Raw genomic sequence first — 19,089 nt, forward strand, 5'->3', positions numbered from 1 at the left:
GCGCCGTGTTCACTTCGCTGCGATCACGCTTTGCGTGAAAGAGCCCTGGACGATGTCGGCGTAGTTCATGTCGGTCTTGATGTTGCCGACGAACTTCTGCATGTCGATCGCCGTCCTGAACGCCTTCTCGGTGATCTGCACGTTGGCCGGGTAGACGTTGCTGTCGAGCATGCGCTGCACGGCCGCATTGACGACTGCGCCGTCAAGCGCGGCAAACTCCTTGCGCGCCACGGCCTTGGCCTTGTCGGGATTGGCATGCATGAATTTCAGCGAGTCATTGATGGCCTGCACGAAGCGGCCGACCAGCGCCGGGTTCTTGTCTATCAGCTGCTGCGAGGTGTTGATGGTCGAGAACGCGTATTCGGGGTATTCGGTGGTGAACGCATGGACCACTTTCATGCCCTGGGCAATGCCTTGCTCGACCTGGGGCTGGTAGGCCACGCTGAAGTCGGATTGGCCGGCCAGCACCGGGCCCAGTTCGGAGCCGTTCTGGACTTCGGTGACGCTGACGTCGGTCTTGTCCTTGAGGTTGTTGGCCAGCAGGAACCGCTTGAGCAGCGTGTTGGAGGTGCCGGGCGCCAGGCCCACCGTGACCTTCTTGCCTTTCATGTCCGCAGGCTTGTCGTAGGCCACGTCCTTGCGCGCCAGTATCCATACCGGCGCGCTGTTGGCCACGGCGCTCACGGCCTTGGCCTTGCCGCCGCGCTCCTGCGCGAAGCCCACATGCTCGGGACCGTGCACCGAGAACTGGGCTTCGCCCGCGAGCACCGATGCCAGGGCCGTGGGGCCCGAGCCCGCGGAGCGCACGACCGGGACGTCGATGTTGTGTTTCTTGAACATGCCTTCGTGCTTGGCGACATAGACGGGCAGGTACAGCAGGCTGTGGAAGGCTTCGGTCACCAGCACCTTGTCCTGCGCCATTGCCGAATGGGAGATTCCAAAACCAATCAAGGAGCTGACGACGATTTTTGCCAGAGCTTTCATTTTCAACCTTTCAGTGCTTGTTTACTTGGAATTCCACGGAAGAATGCTTTTCTCGATTTTCGAGACGACCACGTAGAGCACCACGGCCACGACCATGAGCATCATGATTCCCACCCATACGGCATTGAGATTGAACAGGTTGCCGGAGACGAAAATCATGCGGCCCAGGCCCTTGTCCGACGCAATGAATTCACCGCCGATCTCGGCAATCAGCGCAAAGCCGATATTCAGACGGAAGGAGGCGATGATCCACGGCAAGGTCGACGGAATGACCAGCTTGAGGAAGATCAGGCGTTTGGTGGCGCCCAGCGAGCGCATCAGATTTACCAGGCTGGTGTCGATCTGGTGCGTGCCCTGATAGGCCGACAGCAGCGAGACGATGAAGGTGGCGACAAATGCCAGTGCCACCTTGGACAGCATTCCCGAGCCGAACCAGATGATGATCATTGGCGCCAGCGCGATTTTTGGCAGGCCGTTCAAGGCGACAAAGAACGGGTCCAGAATGCGTGCCACATAAGGGAAGCACCACAGCAGCAGGCCGCAGAATGCGCCCGACAGACTGCCCACCAGAAAACCAATGAGCGTCGCCTCCACGGTGGCGTAGCTGTCCTGCCAAAGCTGGCCTGTGCCTATGAGGCGCATGGCTTCCTGGTAGATCCCGGCGGGCGAGCCCATCAGAAAGGCGTTGATCGCGCCCTGGTCGGCGGCGATCTGCCAGGCCGCGAGCACGCCGGCAATCATGGCGATGCGCAGCAGATTGGCGATCCAGAAGCTGTTTTTCCAGTGAAAGGGCTTGCGTTTCCTGACCGGGGTTTTGACGACTTGCGCCTTGCCGGCTGGCGCTGCGGCGGGCAGGGCGACGGAGTGGGTGGCTGTTGACATCGAATCACCGTCCAATCTGAATGTCGAGATCGGCCCAGATCGCATCGAAGAATTTCGAGTACATGGGGTCGTTGCGTGCCTTGAGGCAGGAGCCGTGCTTGCGTGCCAGGCCCACGTCATAGACCTTCTTCACGGACGTGGGGCGCTGCGTCATGACGGCCACGCGGTCCGACATGGCAATGGCTTCGCCGATGTCGTGGGTGATCAGCACCACGGTCTTGCCCGATTCGCGCAATATCGAGACGATTTCCTCTTCGAGCACCAGCCGGGTCTGGTAATCCAGCGCGGAAAATGGCTCGTCCAGCAAAATGATGTCCGGGTCGGTGATCAAGGTCCGGATCAGCGCCACGCGTTGGCGCATGCCGCCCGACAGCGTATGCGGATAGGCCTTGGCGAAATCGGCAAGGCCGTATTTCTGCAGGTAATCCATGGCCTTCTGTTTGCGCAGATCTGCGGGTATGCCTTCGATTTCCAGGCCCAGCACCACGTTTTCCAGAATCGTGCGCCAGGGGAACAGAAGATCGCGCTGCAGCATGTAGCCGATATTCGTGCCCACGCGCTTGTAGTTCATCTTGCGGTGAACGATGTCGCCGCTGGTGGGTGGCAGCAGGTTGGAGATGATGTTGAACATCGTCGTTTTGCCGCAGCCACTGGGCCCAACGATGCTGATGAATTCCGATTCCCTGACATCTAAAGTGATGTCCTTGATGACTTCGACTTCATTGCCTTGCGCATCCTCGAAAGTCTTTTTGACTTTCTGCAACGAGAAGGCGACCGGCGCCTGTGCAAGCGCCACATCCTTGTCCAGAGTTTCCATGTGCTCTCCCGGGTAAGCGTCAGATTCACAATCAGCCCGGGAACATATGAGCAATTGACGTGCCAGTTGTTTTCCTGAAAATGCGCTGGATTCTCCTGGTGTTTGCACCAATTTCGCTCAGGACGGGATTGGTGTCGCTCGCATGTTGTGCAGAATCCGGGGCGAACGCCGCCCCGGCCTTTCATTGCCCAAGCACGGTGCCCAGCTGCGCCACCACCGGCTTCCACTTGGCGGCTTCGGCCTTGACATAGGCCGATGCCGCCGCGTCGCCGATATGCAGATCGGCGGAGATTCCCTGCTCGGCCAGCGTGGTTGCCATGGCCGGGGTGTTCATGACGGCCTTGGACGCATCGGCCAGGGCCTTCTTCACGGCAGGCGGCGTGCCGCGCGGCACGGCCACGACGTTCCACAGCATGGCGTCGAACGGCGCGGCCAGGTCGGCGGATTCGGCAATGGTGGGAATGTCGGGCGCCAATGCCAGGCGCTGCGCGGTGGCCACGCCGACGATATGCATGCGCCCGCTGCGGTGGAAGGGCAGCATCACGCCCAGCGTGCCCACGCACATTTCAATCGCGCCGCCCATCAGGTCCTGCATGGCCGGGCCCGCGCCCTTGTAGGGAATGTGCATCATGGGTGCGCCGGTCTGCTGCTTGAAGCGTTCCACGGACACATGCATCAAGGTGCCGGTGCCCGGCGAGCCGTAGTTGTATTTGCCGGGCTTGTGCCTGGCGGCAATGGCCAGCGTCTTGAGCGTCTTGGGCATGGACGGTCCCACGGCAAAGGCAATCGGCGCGCCGCCGAGCACGGCAATGTAGTCGAAGTCATCGGCGGCGCTGTAGCGCGGCTTGGCTTCGGTGAGGTTGTAGAGGGCGTGGGTCGAGGCCGTGGCAAACAGCAGCGAGTAGCCGTCGGCCGGGCTGTTCTTCACATCGAGGCTGCCAAGCGCGCCCGAGGCGCCGCCCTTGTTCTCGACAATCACGCTCTGGCCCAGCTGCTTGCCCAGGGCCTCGGCGTAGAAGCGCGCAAAGCTGTCGACCGGCCCGCCGGGCGGAAAGGGCACGACCAGGCGCAGCGTTCGGGCCGGGTAGGCCTGGGCGCGTGCCGGCAAGGTGGTGGCGATGGTCGCAGCGCTGCAAGCCTGCAGAAAGTGTCTACGTTGCATGGTGACTCCTCGGATCGCCAGCCGCCGGGCGCTGGTCGGGGTGGCAGGAAAAGGGCGTGGAATCAGCGCCCGCGTTCGCGCAGCGCCTGGTCCTGGCGCGCGATCAGGCGGCCGAGTTCGGCCAGGTCGATGGCGTTGAGCACCGGGCCGGGGCGGCGCACATAGGCCGAGCGGATCGCTCCGCGGCGCATCAGGGTTTCCTTGCGCAGCGCCAGGCCCAGGCCGTACTGGAATTCATGGCGCAGCAACGGCAGGTAGAGGTTGAACAGGTCTTCGGCTTCGTCGCCGCGGCCCTGCTCGAACAGCGCGCAGGCCTGGACCAGCATCTCGGGGTAGGCAAAGCCGGTCATCGCGCCGTCGGCGCCGCGCAGCATTTCCTGGGGCAGGAACAGCCCGCCATTGCCCACCAGCACGCTGATGCGCCGTATGCCGTCGGCCAGGCTTTGGCTGCGGACCTCGCTGAGCTTGCGCATGCCGGGGAAGTCCTCGTGCTTGAGCATCACGATCTGCGGGAAGTCATCGATGAGTTGCAGGATCACCGCCACCGACATGTGCACGCCGGTCACCTGCGGGAAGTCCTGCAGGCAGATCGGAATGTCCGGGCCCAGCAGCTGGGCCATGGCGGCGAAGTAGTTGTAGATCTGCTCGTCGGTCTTGAGATTGGCGACGGGCGCGAGCATCACGCCGGCCGCGCCCTGCTCCATGGCCGTCTTGGCCAGCCGCTCCACATGGCGGTTGGACGCATGGCTCACGCCGACCACCACCGGCACGCGGCCTTCGATGCGCCGCAGCACGCGGTCCATCACCGCCAGCGTTTCCTGCTCGGTGAGCTTGGGCGCCTCGCCCATCATGCCCAGGATGGTGAAGCCCGTGACGCCCTTTTCAAGGTAGAAGTCGGTCAGGCTGTCGGTGCTTTCAAGGTCGAGTGCGCCGTCGTCGGTGAACGGCGTGGCGGCAATGATGTAGACGCCCTTGGTGGTCTCGCTGATCTTTTCGGCAGTCATCGGTTTCCTTTGGAGAGAGGTTCTAGGAGGAGTGGTGCTCAGCGGCGCGCGCGGCGCTGCTCGAGCCGGCCCAGCCAGCGGGTCAGCGGCCACAGCAGCGCGAGGTACATCAGCGCGGCCAGCATCACGGGCGAGGGGTTGTAGACCAGCGACTGCGCGTCGCGCGCGGCGCGCATCAGCTCGGGCATGGCGACCACGCTGGCAATGCTGGTGAGCTTGACGATTTCGATGCCATTGCCCACCAGGTCGGGAAACACGTTGCGCACGGCCTGGGGAATCAGCACCAGGCGTATGGCCTGCAGCTGCGTGAGCCCGGTGCAGCGCGCGGCTTCCATCTGGCCCTTGGCCACGCCCTGCAGGCCGGCGCGAAACACTTCGGCGTAGTAGCTGGCGTTGTTGAGCACGAAGGCCAGCGCCACGGCCGTGACCTTGCCCAATTCGAGCCCCAGGAACGGGCCGCCGAAATACACCAGGATCAGCAGCACCAGCGGCGGAAACGCGCGAAAGAAGTCGATGTAGGCAATGATGGTCCAGCGCAGCCAGCGCCGGCGCGATTGCGTCAGCCCCAGCGCCAGCAGCAGCCCGGCGGCCGCGCCCAGCGGAATCACCAGCGCCGACAGCCAGATGGTGGTCCACAGGCCGGCCAGCAGGTGCGGCAGCACCGCGGCATAGACTTCGAGATTGAAGAAGTTTTGCATCAGGCTGTCCACGGTCTACCTCTGCTGCCAGTGTTGTTCGAGCCAGCGCGAGAAAACCACCAGCGGCAAGAAGACGACCAGGTAGGCAAACGCGGCCATCATCAGCGGCGTGGGGTTGCCCGAATGACTGCTTGCGCCCTGGGCGTTGTTGAGGATTTCGTTGAGCGCCACCACCGAGCCCAGCGCGGTGTTCTTGGTGATAGAGATCACGCGGTTGGTCAGCGGCGGCAGCGCGCGGCGCAGCGCCTGGGGCAGCACCACCAGGCGCATGGCCTGCCACCAGCGCATTCCCGTGGAGCGCGCGGCTTCAAGCTGGCCGCGCGGCACGGCCGAGATCCCGGCCCAGATGCTTTCCTCGGCATAGGCGGCCAGCACCAGCGACAGCGACAGCCAGGTGACGGCAAACGCCGACAGCGGCAGGCCCAGCGCGGGCAGGCCGAAATACAGCACGATCAGCACCACCAGCGGCGGCAGCGAACGCATGATGTCGGCAAAGGCAATGATGGGCAGCGTGAGCAGCCGGCTGCCCAGCGCGCGCGCCAGCGCCAGCAGCAGGCCCAGCAGCGTGCCGGTCACGACCACCGCCAGGCCCACACCCACGGTCATCAGCGCGCCCGAGGCAATGACCGGCCAGTACTGCCGGGCCACCTCCGCGTTGAAGAAGGTGAACAGGAAACCGCTGTCTGCGCCCGTCATGTGAGCCGGCTCCCGTAGCGCGCCAGAAAGCTCTGGGTGCGCGGCTCACGCGGATGCTCGAACATCTCGGCGGCCGTGCCTTGTTCCACCACCACGCCGCCGTCCATGAAGACCACGCGGTCGGCCGCCGCATGGGCAAAGGCCATCTCGTGGGTCACGACCAGCATGGTCATGCCGCGCCCGCGCAGGTCGCGCATCACGTTGAGCACGTCCTCGACAAGTTCGGGATCGAGCGCGCTGGTGGGCTCGTCAAACAGAATCACCTTGGGCTTGAGCGCCACGGCGCGCGCAATGCCCACGCGCTGCTGCTGTCCGCCCGAGAGTTCTCCGGGGAAGGCCTGGGCCTTGGCGCCCAGGCCCACCTGCTCCAGCGCCGCGCGCGCCAGTGCCTGGGCCTCGGCCTTGGTGCGGCGCTGCACATTGCGCAGCGCCAGCGCGACGTTGTCGAGCGCGTTGAGGTGCGGATACAGATTGAACTGCTGGAACACCATGCCCACGTCCTGGCGCAGGCGGTTGATGTCGACCAGGGCCGAGGTCACCTGGTGGCCGTTGGCCAGGATGGTGCCGCCGGTGGGTGTTTCCAGCAGGTTGCAGCAGCGCAGCATGGTGCTCTTGCCCGAGCCCGAAGGCCCGATCACGCAGACCAGCTCGCCGGCGTTGACTTCGAGGTCGACGCCGCGCAGCACCACGTTGTCGCCATAGGACTTGTGCAGCCCGGAAATTTCAAGAATCGGCATCAGGCGCACTTGGGGGTGACAGGGGTGGCGTCGTAGCCTTCGGTGCCGGGCACGCCCGTGCCCGGGGCGATCTTCACGGCCGCGTCGTCGGCGCCGGGCTGAAAGCCAAACCACTTCACGGCCAGCTTGGCGACGGTGCCGTCCTTCTTCATGCACTTGAGGGCGTTGGAGGCCGCGTCGCGCCCGGCCTTGTCGTCGGCGCGAAACGGCAGCGCCCAGACCAGGCCGGTCTTGATGGTGTAGCTGGTCTTGAGATTCGGGTTCTGCTTGGCGGCCCAGGCCACCACCGTGGTGCCGGCCAGGTTGTAGTCGGCGCGGCCCGACTGCACGGCCTGCACCGCGTCGGCATTGGCGCCATAGACGTCGAACTTGAAGCCGTATCTGGCGGCGTTGTCGCGCGCCCAGCCTTCGTAGTTCGAGCCCTTGTTGACCGCCACGGTCTTGCCCTTGAGGTCTTCGAGCTTGGCAATCGGCGGCGTGGCCTTGGTGCCCAGGAAGGTGTAGTCGGTGTCGAGATAGCCTTCGGTGAACAGCAGCGACTTGGCGCGTTCTGGCGTCACCGTGACGGGAGCGACCAGGAAGTCGTAGCGCTTGCTGTTGAGGCCGGGCACCAGGCCCGAGAACTCGGCGCCCTCGATCTCTATCTTGCGGCCCAGGCGCCTGGCGAGTTCCTCGCCCAGATCGACGTTGAAGCCCTGCACGCCGCCGCCGAGCTTGGCCATGGCGTGCGGTGCAAACGTGGCATCGACCGCGGTGCGCAGCGGTGCCTGCGCCATGGCGGCGGTGGCGGCCACGCTCAGCAGCGCGGCGGAAAGGGCGCGAAGGGCGCGAAGGCCCGAAAGAGGGGAAATGGACGGCATGGTGCTGCTCCTGGAGAAATCGAAGAAGGGAGAGGGAAGTGAAGCGTCAGTCGCGGCGCTGCAGGCCCACGAGTTCGCTGAAGCGCCCGCGTTCCAGCGACGGCGCGGGCCGGTTGGCCAGCGGGTCGGGCCGGCCGCGCGCGATGTACTGGCCGCTGCCGCGTTCCACCTGCAAGGCGTTGTCCCGCACCACGCAGCGGCCGCGGCTGAACACCGTCTCGGGCCAGCCCTGGATCTGGCGGCCTTCGTAGGGCGTGTAGCCCACGTTGTCGTGCAGCATTGCGCTGCAGACCTGCACGCTGCGCTCGGGGTTCCACAGCACGATGTCGGCGTCGGCGCCGACGGCAATCGATCCCTTGCGCGGCGCCAGGCCGTACATGCGCGCATGGTTGGTGGCGCTGAGCGCGACGAATTCCTCTATGCTGATGCGGCCCTGCATCACGCCTTCGGAAAACAGCAGCGGCAGGCGCAGCTCTATGCCCGGCACGCCGTTGGCCATCTCCTTGAACGTGGTGGCCTCGCCCTTGGGCAGCTTGCCGGTTGCGTCGAAGCGGTAGGGCGCGTGGTCCGACGAGTAGACGCCCAGCGTGCCGTCCTTCAGACCCTGCCACACCGCCTGCTGCGAATCGGCGTCGCGCGGCGGCGGGCTGCAGCAGAACTTCGCGCCTTCGACGCCCGGCAGATCGGCGTCGTCGGCTTCAAGAAACAGATACTGTGGGCAGCTTTCGGCATAGACCGCGGCGCCCAGCTGGCGCGCCTGGCGAATCACCTCGACGGTCTCGCGCCCGGCCACATGCACGATCAGCACCGGCACATCGGCCAGGCGGGCCAGCGCGATCGCGCGGTGCGTGGCTTCGGACTCGGCCAGCCTGTCGTGCGCCACCGCGTGGAACTTGGGCGCGACATGGCCGCGCTCGAGCAGGCGGTGGGCGATCCAGCGGATCATGTCGTGGTTCTCGGCGTGCATCATGATCAGCGCGCCTTGCTCGCCGGCGACGGCCATCACTTCAAGCAGCTGGTAGTCGTCTAGCTTGAGCTTGTCGTAGGTCATGTAGACCTTGAGCGAGGTGATGCCGTCCCTTATCACCTGGGGCAGGTGCTCGCGCAGCGCGGTCTCGTCGGGGTTGGTGAGAATCAGGTGAAAGCCGTAGTCGATCACCGCCTTCTCGCGCGCGAGCCGGGCATAGGCCTGCACCACTTCGGGGATGGAGTCGTTGCGGTGCTGGGCGGCAAACGACAAGATGGTGGTCGTGCCGCCAAACGCCGCCGAGACCGTGCCCGAATAGAAGTCGTCGGCGCACATCACGCCCATGCCCGAGAGCTGCTCGATGTGGCAGTGGCTGTCTATGCCGCCGGGCAGCACCCAGCGGCCGCTGGCGTCCACGTCCCGGGTGCCGGGCGGCAGATCGGGGGCGATGGCGACGATCACCCCGTCGCGCACGCCTATGTCGGCGTGGAAGCTGCGATCGGCATTGCTGATGCGGCCGTTGCGTATCGTGAGGTCGAAGGTATCTGGGGTCATGGCGTGCGGGCTAGAAAGTGCCGGGGTAGGAACCACCGTCAAGCAGCAAGTTCTGGGCCGTGATGAAGCCGGCCTGGGCGCTGCACAGGAACGCGCAGGCGTCGCCGAACTCCTGCGGCTGGCCGAAGCGCCCGGCCGGATTGGCCGCGCGGCGCTGCGCCAGCACCTGGGCTTCGGGCTGGCCGTTGTCCTTGGCCCACTGGCGCGCGGTCTCGAGCAGGCGGTCGGTCTCGAACGGGCCGGGCAGCAGGTTGTTGATGGTCACGTTGTGCGCCACGTTCTTGCGCGCGATGCCGGCGACAAAGCCGGTCAGGCCCGAACGCGCGCCGTTGGACAGCCCCAGGATGTCGATGGGCGCCTTCACGGCCGACGAGGTGATGTTGACGATGCGGCCAAAGCGCCGCGCAACCATGCCGTCCAGCGTGGCGCGGATCATCTCTATGGGAGCGAGCATGTTGGCGTCGAGCGCGGCAATCCAGGTGGCGCGGTCCCAGTCCTGGAAATGCCCGGGCTTGGGGCCGCCGGCGTTGTTCACCAGGATGTCGGGCGCGGGGTGGGCGGCGAGCGCCGCGGCGCGTCCTTCGGGCGTGGTGATGTCGGCCACCACCGCGTGCACGCGCACGCCATAGGTACGGCGGATATGTTCTGCCGTCTCTTCCAAAGTGTCACGGCCGCGCGCCAGCAGCGTGAGGCTGACACCCTCGGCGGCCAGGGATTCGGCGCAGGCCCGGCCCAGGCCCTTGCTGGACGCGCAGACCAGTGCGTGGCGGCCTTCGAGTCCGAGCTTCATGCGGCCACCTCGCGATGGCTGCCCAGGGTTTCAGCGGGGTGGGAAGCAGCGGCGCAAGGCGCGCTGTGAAGGCGGGGACAAAGCATGGGGAACGGCCTTGGATGCGTTGAAGTTGCATCCATTATTCCGAGCGCCCGCACGCATGTCGCGTGACACTTTGACCGTCGTCATTAACATCGTGTTAATGGTCGTCGGCAGAAACCCGGAAGCCCTCGCGCTCCATCACGCGCTGCAGCACCTCGACAAACGCCTGCGCGGGCTGCGACATCGGCTCGGTGCGCAGCCTCACCAGCGTGGCCTTGAGCACCGGCGCGTTGAGCACCGGGCGCACCACGAACTTGCTGGCCGTCCAGCTGTTGGCCGAGAACTCGTCGACCAGCGCAATGCCCGCGCCGGCCTGCACCAGCGCGCAGGCGTTCTGCGGCGAGCCGGCCTCGATGGCCGCGCGCGCGGTCTCGCCCTCGGCCGCAAACAGCGCATGCACCATGGCGCCAAACGGCGACTCGCGGTCGTAGCCGATCAGTGGAAACGGCAGCAGATCGGCCACCGATAGCGTGGCGCGCCGCGCCAGCGGGTGGTTGTACGGGCAGATGCAGACCAGGCGCCCGCTGCCCAGCTCCTCCATCTCGAGATTGGGGTGGTTCACGGGGAGAATCGTCAGCGCCAGATCGGCCTGGCGGTTGAGCAGGCGCTCGGTCAGCGGCGCATGGCCCAGGTACTGGAAGGTCAGCTTGACCTGCGGATTGCTGTGGCGGAACTCGGCCATGGCCAGCGGCACCAGCGCCTGGCCCACGCTGGGGCTGGCGACGAGATTCAGGATGCCTTCCTGGTGCTCGCCGAGTTCGCGCGCCAGTTCGTTGACGCGCTTGACGCCCGCATACACCAGCTCGACTTCATGGAACAGCTTCTTGGCCTCGGGCGTGGCGAACAGCCGTCCGCGAATGCGCTCGAACAGCGCAAAGCCCACGCGCGCCTCGGTATGCGACAGCAGCCGGCTGACCGCGGGCTGCGAAACGAACAGCAGCTGCGCCGCGCCGCGTATCGAGCCGGTGATCATGACGGCGCGGAAAACTTCGATCTGGCGGAGATTGAATGCCATGGGGAAATGCGCTGTTGAATAACAAGGTGTTAATGATGACGCATGAATTGGCAAGTGTTCAAGTGGCTTGGCGCTTCTACACTCGCAACAGTTTCTCCACGCTTGCACAAGGCAGCCCATGCGCGACACGCTTTACGTCATCAATCCCAACAGCAGCCAGGCGGTCACCGCTGGCATAGACATTGCGATGGCGCCGCTGCGCCGCGCGGGCGGGCCGCGCATCGAATGCGTGACGCTGGCCGACGGTCCGCCGGGCGTGCAGACCCAGCAGGACGTGGACCGCGCCGCGCTGTCGGTGCTGCGCTTCGCGCAGGAGCACCAGCAAAGCGCCGCGGGCTTCATCACCGCCTGCTTCAGCGACCCGGGACTGCACATGCTGCGCGAGCTGCCGCGCACGCTGGCGCTGGGCATCAGCGAATGCGGCGCGCTCACGGCCATGACGCTGGGCCAGCGCTTTGGCGTGATTGCCATCTTGCAGGGCTCGATTGCGCGCCACTGGCGCAACTGGGGCGCAATGGGCATCACGCAGCGCGTGGCCGGCGAAGTCGCCATAGGACGCGGCGTCACGGCGCTGGCCGACCATGACGCGACGCTGGCGGCGATGGTCGCCGCGGGCTTGCGGCTGCGCGACGAACACGGCGCGAACGTGCTGCTGATGGGCTGCGCCGGCATGGCCGCGTTTCGCGCGCCGCTGGAAGACGCCGTCGGCCTGCCCGTGGTCGAGCCCACGCAGGCGGCGGTTGCCATGGCGCTGGGCCGCATCCAGCTGGGCTGGTGAGCGCCATGGGCAATCTGCACCCCCAACTGCTGCGCCGCCTGCATGCGGCCGTCGGCGACGCCGGCCTGGTGGTCGACAGCGCGGCCAAGACCCCCTATGAAAGCGACTGGCTCGGCAAGTGGAGCGGGCGCAGCAGCATCGTCGTGCGCCCGGCCGACACCGCCCAGACCGCGGCCGTGATGTGCATCTGCCACGAGACGCATACGCCGGTCGTGACCCAGGGCGGCAACACCGGCATGAGCGGCGGCGCCACGCCCGATGCCAGCGGCGCCCAGGTGGTGCTGAGCATGGTGCGCATGAACGCCATCCGCGCCGTCGACCCGCTGAACAACACGCTCACTTGCGAGGCCGGCGCGCTGCTGGCCCATGTCCAGGCCGCGGCGCAGGAAGTCGATCGCTTTTTTCCGCTGAGCCTGGGCTCCGAAGGCAGCTGCACCATTGGCGGCAATCTCGCGACCAATGCCGGCGGCATTGCCGTGCTACGTTACGGCAATGCGCGCGCGCTGTGCCTGGGCCTGGAAGTCGTGCTGCCTGACGGGCGCGTCTGGCATGGCCTGCGCGCGCTGCGCAAGGACAACACCGGTTATGACCTGCGCGATCTGTTCATAGGCTCGGAAGGCACGCTGGGCGTGATCACCGCCGCCGTGCTCAAGCTCTCGCCGCGGCCCGTGGCGCGTGCCACGGCCTGGGTAGGCGCGCGCGATATCCAGGCGCTGGTGGGCTTGCTCGCGCAGCTGCAGGCGCGCTGCGGCGAGCGGCTGGTGGCCTTCGAGATGATCTCGGCGCCGTCGCTGGCGCTGATCCTGGAGCATGTCAGCGAGGTGCGCGCGCCGCTGGCGGGCGGGCACGCGTTTCACGCGCTGATCGAGCTGGCCGACACCCAGGGCGAAGGCCTGTCGGCGCTGCTGGAAACCAGCCTCGAGCAGGCGCTGGCCGAGGGCAGCGTGCAGGACGCGGTGCTGAGCGCCAGCGGCGCCCAGACCCAGGCCTTGTGGAAGATCCGCGAAGGCATCTCGCAGGCGCAGCTGCGCGCCGGCAAGGCCATCAAGCATGACATTGCGCTGCCGATCTCGGCGATTGCGGACTTCGTTCAGGCCGCCGACGCCGCGCTGCGCGCGCAGCAGCCCGCAGTGCGCATCATCAACTTCGGCCATCTGGGCGACGGCAATCTGCACTACAACGTGCTGCTGCCGCGGGACACGCCGGCCGAATCGCTGGCCGAGGCGACGGCGCAGTGCAATCGCCTCGTGCATGACCTGGTCGCGGCCGCCAATGGCTCCATCAGCGCCGAGCACGGCGTGGGCCAGCTGCGGCGCGACGAGATGCGCCACTACAAGTCGCCAGTCGAGTTCGATCTGATGATGCGCATCAAGCAGTCGCTGGACCCCAACCAGATCATGAATCCGGGCAAGTTGGTCTGAGCGCTGCGGGCCGCGGCCATCCGTTCTATCCTATGCGCTCAACTGAAGGAACAACGCATGGAACACAAGCCCGCCGAAAAGGTCTGGACCCCGCCGCCCGCACTGGGTGGACGCTTCGGCAACATCAACCGGCCCACGGCCGGCGCCCAGTTCACCCAGGAACTCGCGCGCGGCGACAAGCCCTTGCAGCTGTATTCGATGGAGACGCCCAACGGCGTCAAGGTGGCCATAATGCTGGAGGAGCTCGCGGCGCTGGGAGTTGCCGGCGCGGCCTACGATGCCCACCGCATCGACATCATGAAAGGCGAGCAGTTCGGCAGCGGCTTTGTCGCGATCAACCCCAACTCCAAGATTCCGGCGCTGGTCGACCAGAGCGAGACGCCCGCGCTGCCGATCTTCGAATCGGGCGCGATCCTGCTGTATCTGGCCGAGAAGTTCGGGCATTTCCTGCCCGCCGGCGCGCAGCGCGCGCAGTGCCTGTCGTGGCTGTTCTGGCAGATGGGCAGCGCGCCGTATCTGGGCGGCGGCTTCGGGCATTTCTATGTCTACGCACCCGAGAAGATCCAGTACGCGATCGACCGTTTCACCATGGAGACCAAGCGCCAGCTGAGCGTGCTCGACAACCAGTTGCAGGACAACGAGTACCTCTGCGGCAGCGAATACTCGATTGCCGACATCGCAATCTGGCCCTGGTATGCCGGGGTGGCGCTGGGCCGGGTCTACAACGCGGCCGAATTCCTCGACGCCCAGGCCTACCCCCATCTGTTGCGCTGGGCGCATCAGGTCGATGCGCGGCCCGCGGTGCAGGCCGGGCGCGCGCTGTTCAAGTAGGCGCAGCTGGCGGCGGCGCGCAGCGACAAGGCCGGAAGAACCTGGCGGCTTTGCGGCCGCCTGTGGGGATCAAAGCCCCAGCGCGCTCAGCCCCGGGTGGTCGTCGGGCCGGCGTCCCAGTGGCCAGTGGAATTTACGCTCCGATTCCAGGATGGGCAGGTCGTTGATGCAGGCGTAACGCCGGCGCATCAGGCCGTCGGCCGCAAACTCCCAGTTTTCGTTCCCATACGAGCGCGACCAGTTGCCGGCGTCGTCATGCCACTCATAGGCGTAGCGAACGGCTATGCGATTTTCTCCATGCAGCCAGAGCTCCTTGATGAGCCGGTAGTCCAGTTCCTTCTTCCACTTCCTCTCCAGCAGAGCCTGGGCTTCGGCTCGATTGTTGGCGAATTCGGCACGGTTGCGCCACTGCGTATCCAGGGTATAGGCCAGCGCGACCTTGGCCGCGTCGCGCGTGTTCCAGCCGTCTTCGGCCAGACGAACCTTCTGGATGGCGGTTTCAACAGTGAATGGGGGCAGGGGTGGGCGTGTTTCCATGATGAACCTCTATACAAGCATGTAGAACGATCTGTCTACATGACGGATGCTAGTCGATGTAGAACGATCTGTCTACAATGCCTGCATGAATTCCGACACACAATCTCTTGACTCACTGCCGCCGCGCGAGCGCATCCTGGTGGCGGCCCATGGGCTTTTTTACCGCGATGGAATACGGGCGACGGGTGTGGACCGAATCATCGATCGGTCGATGGTCAGCAAGGTCACGTTCTACCGGCAGTACGCCAGCAAAGACGAGTTGATCAAGGCTTACCTGGATTACCGGCACCAGGGCTGGATGTCCTGGTTCAACAGCAGCTTGATGCAACATTCCCGCGACGGCGCTGGCGCGGCCGCGGCGCTGGCGCGCACTCTCGGCGACTGGTTTGGGCAGTCGGGCTTTCGCGGCTGCGCTTTCCTCAATGCGGCGGCGGAATTGGGGTCTGCGGATCCTGCGATCCTGGAGATGGTGCGCAGGCACAAGAACGAGATGGCAGGCGTTCTGGATGCGTTGTTCGCGCGCGACGCGGTCTGCGCCGGCCAGCGGCTTTCACTGGCCGTGGACGGCGCCATCGTCCATGCACAGATGGGCCAGCCGCGGGATGAAGTGCTGGAGAACTTCAAGGCCGTAGTCGAAAGAATCGTCGGCAGTTAACGGTCTGCGGCGCCGTTGAGACAGGCTTGCTTGACCACTTCGCGCACCGCCGACTCCAGATCGGAGCCGGCAAAGCCGTCCTACAGCCCGACCAGCTGCGTCATCAGCGCTTAGGGCGCGGGCTGCTTGAGTCCGCGGCGGATGTAGATGTTGATGATCTCGCGGCGCTACTCGCGCGTGGCCAGGTCGACAAAGAACAGCTCGTCAAAGCGCCCGCGGCGCAGCAGCTCGGAGGCATCGTTGGCCGTGGCGACGACAAACACGCGTGCGCGCCTGCTGCAGCCAGCACAGGAACTGGCCCACCAGACGCGTCGACGTGCCGCCGTCGCAAGCCTGAAGTCGGACTTATTTGTCCTTTTCGTGGCCTGCGGGCGGGATAAACGCCGCTTGCCTGGCTCAGGCTATAGTGAATGTCGGCCGCCCGGCGGCCCCCACTCCATCCCGTCGCGCGACATCGGCGCAATACATCACCTCAGCCAATACCAGACATCATGCGGTTTGAAGGCATCATCAAGTCCTGGAACGACGACCGAGGCTTTGGCTTCATACAGCCCACGCAAGGCGGGCAGGAAATCTTCGTTCACATCAAGGCGTTCAGCGCATTGCGCGGCCGGCCGCAGCCCGCGCAGCGCGTGCGTTTTCAGGTCGAGGTTGGCCCTCAAGGCAAGAAGCGCGCGGTCCATGTGGAACTGCTCCAGGCGCCCAGCCAGGCCGCGCCCAGGACCCAGCGCGCCGCCCCCTGGGGCGCGGCCAGCGTGCTGGCAATCCCCTTTGGGCTGGTGGTGATGGCGGCCGGCTATCTTTGGGGTCAGCCGCCACGCTGGGCCCCGTGGCTCTATCTGGGCGCCAGCGTGGTGACGTTCATTGTCTATGCGTTGGACAAGTCAGCCGCCCGGCAAGGCGCCTGGCGCACCTCCGAAAACACGCTGCACCTGCTGGCCCTGGCCGGAGGCTGGCCCGGGGCGCTGCTGGCGCAGCAGTGGCTGCGGCACAAATCATCGAAGCCCGCGTTCCGTGCGCTGTTCTGGTGTACCGTGGTGCTCAATATCCTGGCCTTCATTTTTCTGGCAAGCCCTTATGGGCAGTCACTGGCAGGCAGCCCATGGCCCCAACTCTCCCGCTAGTTCCCAAATCCCGGCAGATCCGCATTGCCGCGCTGGGCGAGTCGGACGCGCTCAGCTACCGCGCATTGATGCTGCATGCCTACGAGGCGGCGGCCGATGCGTTCACCTCGACGCCGCAGGAGCGCGCGGCCGAGCCGCTGTCGTGGTGGGTCGCACGCCTCGCCGATCCCCAGGGCTTGAGCCATGCATTCGGTGCATTTCTTGGCGACGAATTGCTCGGCACGGTGACGCTGGAGTTCTCCGCCAAGCCCAAGACCCGGCACAAGGCGCATCTGATAGGCATGTTCGTGGCGCAAGCGGCGCGCGGCCAGGGCGCGGGCCGGGCGCTGCTGCAGGCCGCGATGCGCCTGGCCGGCGATAGGCCCGGCGTGCGCGTGGTGACGCTCACGGTCACCGAAGGCAATGCGCCCGCGATCGCCCTGTACGAAGCCTTGGGTTTTGAGCGCTTCGGCCTCGAGCCCATGGCCATTGCGACGCCGCAAGGCTTCAAGGCCAAGGTCCATATGTGGCGGGACATGCGGCCGGCCCCGGCGATCGGCGGCGCGGCCTAATCTGCGGTCTGCAGCGCTTGCGCCACGGCCTGATCCGCAGGCTGCGCCGGGTCCGGGCGAGCGGGCTGGGCGGATTCGATGCGGTTGCGTCCGCCGGCCTTGCCGCGGTAGAGCGCCGCATCGGCTTGCTGCATTGCGTCCTCCAGGGACTGCGCGCTCGTGAAGTGGAGCGACACTCCTATGGTGGCGGTCAGGCGCAGCGCATGGTCGCAGTCCGCGATGTCGATCGCCTGGGCTTCAATGGCCGCGCGCAGGCGCTGCGCAAGGCGCAGAATGCCCGCTGCGTCGGTGTCCAGGCAGATGGCCACGAACTCCTCGCCGCCTATGCGGCCCGCGAGATCGCCACGGCGCACCGTGGTGCGCAATACCTCGGCCACATGGCACAGCACGGCATCGCCGGCCTGGTGGCCATAGGTGTCGTTGATGCGCTTGAAATGGTCGATGTCCAGCAGCAGCAGGTAGGCAGGCGAGGCATGGCGCGCGTTGAAATGCAGCGCCAGCGCGTCGGACAGGCCGCGGCGGTTGAGCAGCTGCGTCATCGGGTCGCGCGCCGCCATGTTGCGCAGATCATCGGTCAGGCGGCGCAGCACCAGCCAGATGATGGACGGCGGCAGCACGGTGCCCAGGGACGACATGTAGATGTAGAACGCCAGCTGGAAGCTGCTGTCCATCTGCAGTGCGTCCAGACCGCCGGTGATGATCTTCACGAACTTGATCGCGTTGAGCACGCAGATGCCGCCTATCATCAGCGCGAAGAAAACCATCTCCCGGTGCAGGTCCTTGGCAAAGGTGCGCACGCCAAAGACCACCGTGAGTGTCATGACCAGAAACAGCAGCGCCGACATGCCCGAGAGCATGGCGTAGCGCGCCACCGGCCCCAGGCCCCATTGCACCAGTGCCTGGGCGGTGGCATAGGCCAGCGAAAACGCCAGCATCGGTCGCCACACCGGCACGGCCTGGCCAAAAAAGCGCATCGCACCCAGCCAATAGGCCACGGGCGCGGCCAAAGTGAGGGTGTGATTGAGCACACTCACCGCGCTCCACGCTGGTTGGCCCTCCGCCAGCTGCAGCACATAGGCCAGGCCCAGCAGGAAGTTGCCCAGCGCAAAAAGATCCATGCCCATCTTCTTGCCGGGCAGGCGTTTGCTGAAGAGCAGGAACATGACCGTGAAGCACAGCAGGTGTGCACACAGCATGCCGACAAGAATCGTTGCAACCATGGTGGCGAAAAAAATGAAAGGCGGCTGCGCGGCCGGGTCATCAAGATGAACGGCGCAGTCTAATGACTTTCTGCGGCGCGCGGCCTGGTGGATGGCCACGCCGGCCCAGGAGTGTGGAGCCTGCGCCACGCCGGCCGGCGCCTCGTGCCCGCTGGTTCCTGCCGTGCAGCTCCCTTGACTTGATCCAGCGCAAGGTTTTTGTCAGCCTGCAAGCACTCCGGGTAAACCCGTGGCAAAATACTTTGCATGCAAACTAATTCCCCGGTCAGTGCCTGCGACGCGCCTGAACTTTCTCAGGCGCGTTCGCGTTTCGGCCTGCTGATCGGCAGCGTCTACCGGCAGTGGCGCCGCCAGGTCGACTTGAGTTTCAAGGACCTGGGCCTGTCGGATGCCACGCGCGTCCCCTTGCTGGTGCTTTACGAGCAGGGCGGGCCGCTGCGGCAAAAGGATCTGGCCGATGCGCTGTATCTCGACAGCTCCTCGCTGGTGCGCGTGCTGGCGCAGTTGCGCGAGGCGCGGCTGGTGGACTGGGATTGCGACCCTGCGGACCGGCGCACCAAGTGCATTGCGCTGACCGACAAGGGCCGCGAGACCGCGGCGCTGATTCTCGCCAAGAGCCTGGACATAGAGCGCACGCTGCTCGCCGATCTGTCCGAGCAGGAGCAGCAGGTGACGCGCGCCGTGCTGGTGAAGATCTCGCAACGCTTCGCGTCGTTCTGAC

The 19,089-nt window shown here is 65.7% G+C and carries 21 protein-coding genes and 1 pseudogene; 7 read left to right on the top strand and 15 right to left on the bottom strand.

From position 1 onward, the window contains the following. Nucleotides 1–9: 9 nt before the first annotated feature. The 12 genes from ACSVDO_RS22885 to ACSVDO_RS22940 form a co-directional block, all read right to left on the bottom strand. On the bottom strand, nucleotides 10–984 hold the full coding sequence (locus ACSVDO_RS22885) for an ABC transporter substrate-binding protein (protein ID WP_489596524.1): 975 nt from the start codon (nucleotides 982–984) through the stop codon (nucleotides 10–12). A gap of 21 nt (nucleotides 985–1,005) precedes the next feature. Further along, complete coding sequence (locus ACSVDO_RS22890) at nucleotides 1,006–1,866, bottom strand: ABC transporter permease (RefSeq protein WP_489596526.1); 861 nt, start codon at nucleotides 1,864–1,866, stop codon at nucleotides 1,006–1,008. 4 nt (nucleotides 1,867–1,870) lie between these two features. Continuing rightward, nucleotides 1,871–2,683 (bottom strand): ABC transporter ATP-binding protein, encoded by an 813-nt coding sequence (locus ACSVDO_RS22895; RefSeq protein WP_332537480.1) that lies wholly within the window; start codon nucleotides 2,681–2,683, stop codon nucleotides 1,871–1,873. 181 nt (nucleotides 2,684–2,864) lie between these two features. Beyond that, nucleotides 2,865–3,845, bottom strand: a complete 981-nt coding sequence (locus ACSVDO_RS22900; protein ID WP_489596528.1) for a Bug family tripartite tricarboxylate transporter substrate binding protein — start codon at nucleotides 3,843–3,845, stop codon at nucleotides 2,865–2,867. 62 nt (nucleotides 3,846–3,907) lie between these two features. Then, nucleotides 3,908–4,849, bottom strand: coding sequence for a dihydrodipicolinate synthase family protein (locus tag ACSVDO_RS22905; protein ID WP_489596529.1), 942 nt, complete (start codon nucleotides 4,847–4,849; stop codon nucleotides 3,908–3,910). 38 nt (nucleotides 4,850–4,887) lie between these two features. Then, nucleotides 4,888–5,559: an amino acid ABC transporter permease gene (locus ACSVDO_RS22910; protein WP_489596531.1), complete on the bottom strand. Its 672-nt coding sequence runs from the start codon at nucleotides 5,557–5,559 to the stop codon at nucleotides 4,888–4,890. 3 nt (nucleotides 5,560–5,562) lie between these two features. Next, complete coding sequence (locus tag ACSVDO_RS22915) at nucleotides 5,563–6,243, bottom strand: amino acid ABC transporter permease (RefSeq protein WP_332547487.1); 681 nt, start codon at nucleotides 6,241–6,243, stop codon at nucleotides 5,563–5,565. Further along, on the bottom strand, nucleotides 6,240–6,980 hold the full coding sequence (locus ACSVDO_RS22920) for an amino acid ABC transporter ATP-binding protein (protein ID WP_489596533.1): 741 nt from the start codon (nucleotides 6,978–6,980) through the stop codon (nucleotides 6,240–6,242). Before ACSVDO_RS22920 ends, ACSVDO_RS22915 begins: the two co-directional genes overlap by 4 nt. After that, complete coding sequence (locus tag ACSVDO_RS22925) at nucleotides 6,980–7,840, bottom strand: transporter substrate-binding domain-containing protein (protein WP_489596535.1); 861 nt, start codon at nucleotides 7,838–7,840, stop codon at nucleotides 6,980–6,982. Before ACSVDO_RS22925 ends, ACSVDO_RS22920 begins: the two co-directional genes overlap by 1 nt. Nucleotides 7,841–7,886: 46 nt before the next feature. Beyond that, entirely contained in the window at nucleotides 7,887–9,362 is a 1,476-nt protein-coding gene (gene hydA / locus ACSVDO_RS22930) for a dihydropyrimidinase (protein ID WP_489596537.1), read from the bottom strand. A gap of 10 nt (nucleotides 9,363–9,372) precedes the next feature. Next, complete coding sequence (locus tag ACSVDO_RS22935; protein WP_489596538.1) at nucleotides 9,373–10,152, bottom strand: SDR family oxidoreductase; 780 nt, start codon at nucleotides 10,150–10,152, stop codon at nucleotides 9,373–9,375. A gap of 181 nt (nucleotides 10,153–10,333) precedes the next feature. After that, nucleotides 10,334–11,251, bottom strand: coding sequence for a LysR substrate-binding domain-containing protein (locus tag ACSVDO_RS22940; RefSeq protein WP_332537498.1), 918 nt, complete (start codon nucleotides 11,249–11,251; stop codon nucleotides 10,334–10,336). Nucleotides 11,252–11,369: 118 nt separating this feature from the next. On the opposite strand from ACSVDO_RS22940, the gene ACSVDO_RS22945 reads away from it, so the two are divergent. The 3 genes from ACSVDO_RS22945 to yghU are packed head-to-tail and all read left to right on the top strand — an operon-like array spanning nucleotide 11,370 to nucleotide 14,281. Next, a complete protein-coding gene (locus ACSVDO_RS22945; protein ID WP_489596541.1) occupies nucleotides 11,370–12,029 on the top strand; it encodes an aspartate/glutamate racemase family protein in 660 nt (219 codons plus the stop codon). A 5-nt stretch (nucleotides 12,030–12,034) separates the two neighbouring features. Next, nucleotides 12,035–13,450 (top strand): FAD-binding oxidoreductase, encoded by a 1,416-nt coding sequence (locus ACSVDO_RS22950; protein ID WP_489596543.1) that lies wholly within the window; start codon nucleotides 12,035–12,037, stop codon nucleotides 13,448–13,450. A 57-nt stretch (nucleotides 13,451–13,507) separates the two neighbouring features. Continuing rightward, the gene (gene yghU, locus ACSVDO_RS22955) at nucleotides 13,508–14,281 is read left to right on the top strand and encodes a glutathione-dependent disulfide-bond oxidoreductase (protein WP_489596544.1); all 774 of its coding nucleotides are present in this window, start codon (nucleotides 13,508–13,510) and stop codon (nucleotides 14,279–14,281) included. Between the two features lie 69 nt (nucleotides 14,282–14,350). Here yghU and ACSVDO_RS22960 read toward each other — a convergent pair whose 3' ends face one another. After that, nucleotides 14,351–14,818 (bottom strand): nuclear transport factor 2 family protein, encoded by a 468-nt coding sequence (locus tag ACSVDO_RS22960; protein WP_332537503.1) that lies wholly within the window; start codon nucleotides 14,816–14,818, stop codon nucleotides 14,351–14,353. Nucleotides 14,819–14,903: 85 nt separating this feature from the next. Here ACSVDO_RS22960 and ACSVDO_RS22965 point away from each other — a divergent pair, with 85 nt between their 5' ends. Further along, nucleotides 14,904–15,473 carry a TetR/AcrR family transcriptional regulator gene (locus ACSVDO_RS22965; protein ID WP_489596545.1) on the top strand — a complete coding sequence of 190 codons (570 nt, stop codon included), beginning with the start codon at nucleotides 14,904–14,906 and terminating at the stop codon, nucleotides 15,471–15,473. Between the two features lie 11 nt (nucleotides 15,474–15,484). Here ACSVDO_RS22965 and ACSVDO_RS22970 read toward each other — a convergent pair. Next, nucleotides 15,485–15,800, bottom strand: a pseudogene (locus tag ACSVDO_RS22970) (ATPase); the annotation flags it as partial. Nucleotides 15,801–15,883: 83 nt separating this feature from the next. On the opposite strand from ACSVDO_RS22970, the gene ACSVDO_RS22975 reads away from it, so the two are divergent. Both ACSVDO_RS22975 and ACSVDO_RS22980 read left to right on the top strand, forming a co-directional pair. Next, nucleotides 15,884–16,597 (top strand): DUF1294 domain-containing protein, encoded by a 714-nt coding sequence (locus tag ACSVDO_RS22975; protein WP_489596547.1) that lies wholly within the window; start codon nucleotides 15,884–15,886, stop codon nucleotides 16,595–16,597. Further along, on the top strand, nucleotides 16,576–17,148 hold the full coding sequence (locus ACSVDO_RS22980) for a GNAT family N-acetyltransferase (protein ID WP_489596549.1): 573 nt from the start codon (nucleotides 16,576–16,578) through the stop codon (nucleotides 17,146–17,148). Before ACSVDO_RS22975 ends, ACSVDO_RS22980 begins: the two co-directional genes overlap by 22 nt. Here the strand turns inward: ACSVDO_RS22980 and ACSVDO_RS22985 are convergent. Beyond that, complete coding sequence (locus ACSVDO_RS22985; protein WP_332547501.1) at nucleotides 17,145–18,368, bottom strand: GGDEF domain-containing protein; 1,224 nt, start codon at nucleotides 18,366–18,368, stop codon at nucleotides 17,145–17,147. The genes ACSVDO_RS22980 and ACSVDO_RS22985 overlap by 4 nt on opposite strands. Nucleotides 18,369–18,614: 246 nt before the next feature. Here ACSVDO_RS22985 and ACSVDO_RS22990 point away from each other — a divergent pair, with 246 nt between their 5' ends. Next, complete coding sequence (locus ACSVDO_RS22990; protein WP_332539997.1) at nucleotides 18,615–19,088, top strand: MarR family winged helix-turn-helix transcriptional regulator; 474 nt, start codon at nucleotides 18,615–18,617, stop codon at nucleotides 19,086–19,088. Nucleotide 19,089: the final 1 nt, after the last annotated feature.

It is taken from the genome of Comamonas sp. DB36, from assembly GCF_057914905.1.

Bases quoted from the DNA above. Each gene is read 5' to 3' on its own strand.
- ACSVDO_RS22900 (WP_489596528.1), bottom strand. From the start codon at position 3,845: ATGCAACGTAGACACTTTCTGCAGGCTTGCAGCGCTGCGACCATCGCC.
- ACSVDO_RS22980 (WP_489596549.1), top strand. From the start codon at position 16,576: ATGGCCCCAACTCTCCCGCTAGTTCCCAAATCCCGGCAGATCCGCATT.
- ACSVDO_RS22965 (WP_489596545.1), top strand. From the start codon at position 14,904: ATGAATTCCGACACACAATCTCTTGACTCACTGCCGCCGCGCGAGCGC.
- ACSVDO_RS22985 (WP_332547501.1), bottom strand. From the start codon at position 18,368: ATGGTTGCAACGATTCTTGTCGGCATGCTGTGTGCACACCTGCTGTGC.
- ACSVDO_RS22945 (WP_489596541.1), top strand. From the start codon at position 11,370: ATGCGCGACACGCTTTACGTCATCAATCCCAACAGCAGCCAGGCGGTC.
- ACSVDO_RS22920 (WP_489596533.1), bottom strand. From the start codon at position 6,980: ATGCCGATTCTTGAAATTTCCGGGCTGCACAAGTCCTATGGCGACAAC.
- ACSVDO_RS22990 (WP_332539997.1), top strand. From the start codon at position 18,615: ATGCAAACTAATTCCCCGGTCAGTGCCTGCGACGCGCCTGAACTTTCT.
- ACSVDO_RS22975 (WP_489596547.1), top strand. From the start codon at position 15,884: ATGTCGGCCGCCCGGCGGCCCCCACTCCATCCCGTCGCGCGACATCGG.
- ACSVDO_RS22895 (WP_332537480.1), bottom strand. From the start codon at position 2,683: ATGGAAACTCTGGACAAGGATGTGGCGCTTGCACAGGCGCCGGTCGCC.
- ACSVDO_RS22950 (WP_489596543.1), top strand. From the start codon at position 12,035: ATGGGCAATCTGCACCCCCAACTGCTGCGCCGCCTGCATGCGGCCGTC.
- ACSVDO_RS22885 (WP_489596524.1), bottom strand. From the start codon at position 984: ATGAAAGCTCTGGCAAAAATCGTCGTCAGCTCCTTGATTGGTTTTGGA.
- yghU (WP_489596544.1), top strand. From the start codon at position 13,508: ATGGAACACAAGCCCGCCGAAAAGGTCTGGACCCCGCCGCCCGCACTG.
- ACSVDO_RS22935 (WP_489596538.1), bottom strand. From the start codon at position 10,152: ATGAAGCTCGGACTCGAAGGCCGCCACGCACTGGTCTGCGCGTCCAGC.
- ACSVDO_RS22925 (WP_489596535.1), bottom strand. From the start codon at position 7,840: ATGCCGTCCATTTCCCCTCTTTCGGGCCTTCGCGCCCTTCGCGCCCTT.
- ACSVDO_RS22915 (WP_332547487.1), bottom strand. From the start codon at position 6,243: ATGACGGGCGCAGACAGCGGTTTCCTGTTCACCTTCTTCAACGCGGAG.
- ACSVDO_RS22890 (WP_489596526.1), bottom strand. From the start codon at position 1,866: ATGTCAACAGCCACCCACTCCGTCGCCCTGCCCGCCGCAGCGCCAGCC.
- ACSVDO_RS22960 (WP_332537503.1), bottom strand. From the start codon at position 14,818: ATGGAAACACGCCCACCCCTGCCCCCATTCACTGTTGAAACCGCCATC.
- hydA (WP_489596537.1), bottom strand. From the start codon at position 9,362: ATGACCCCAGATACCTTCGACCTCACGATACGCAACGGCCGCATCAGC.
- ACSVDO_RS22940 (WP_332537498.1), bottom strand. From the start codon at position 11,251: ATGGCATTCAATCTCCGCCAGATCGAAGTTTTCCGCGCCGTCATGATC.
- ACSVDO_RS22905 (WP_489596529.1), bottom strand. From the start codon at position 4,849: ATGACTGCCGAAAAGATCAGCGAGACCACCAAGGGCGTCTACATCATT.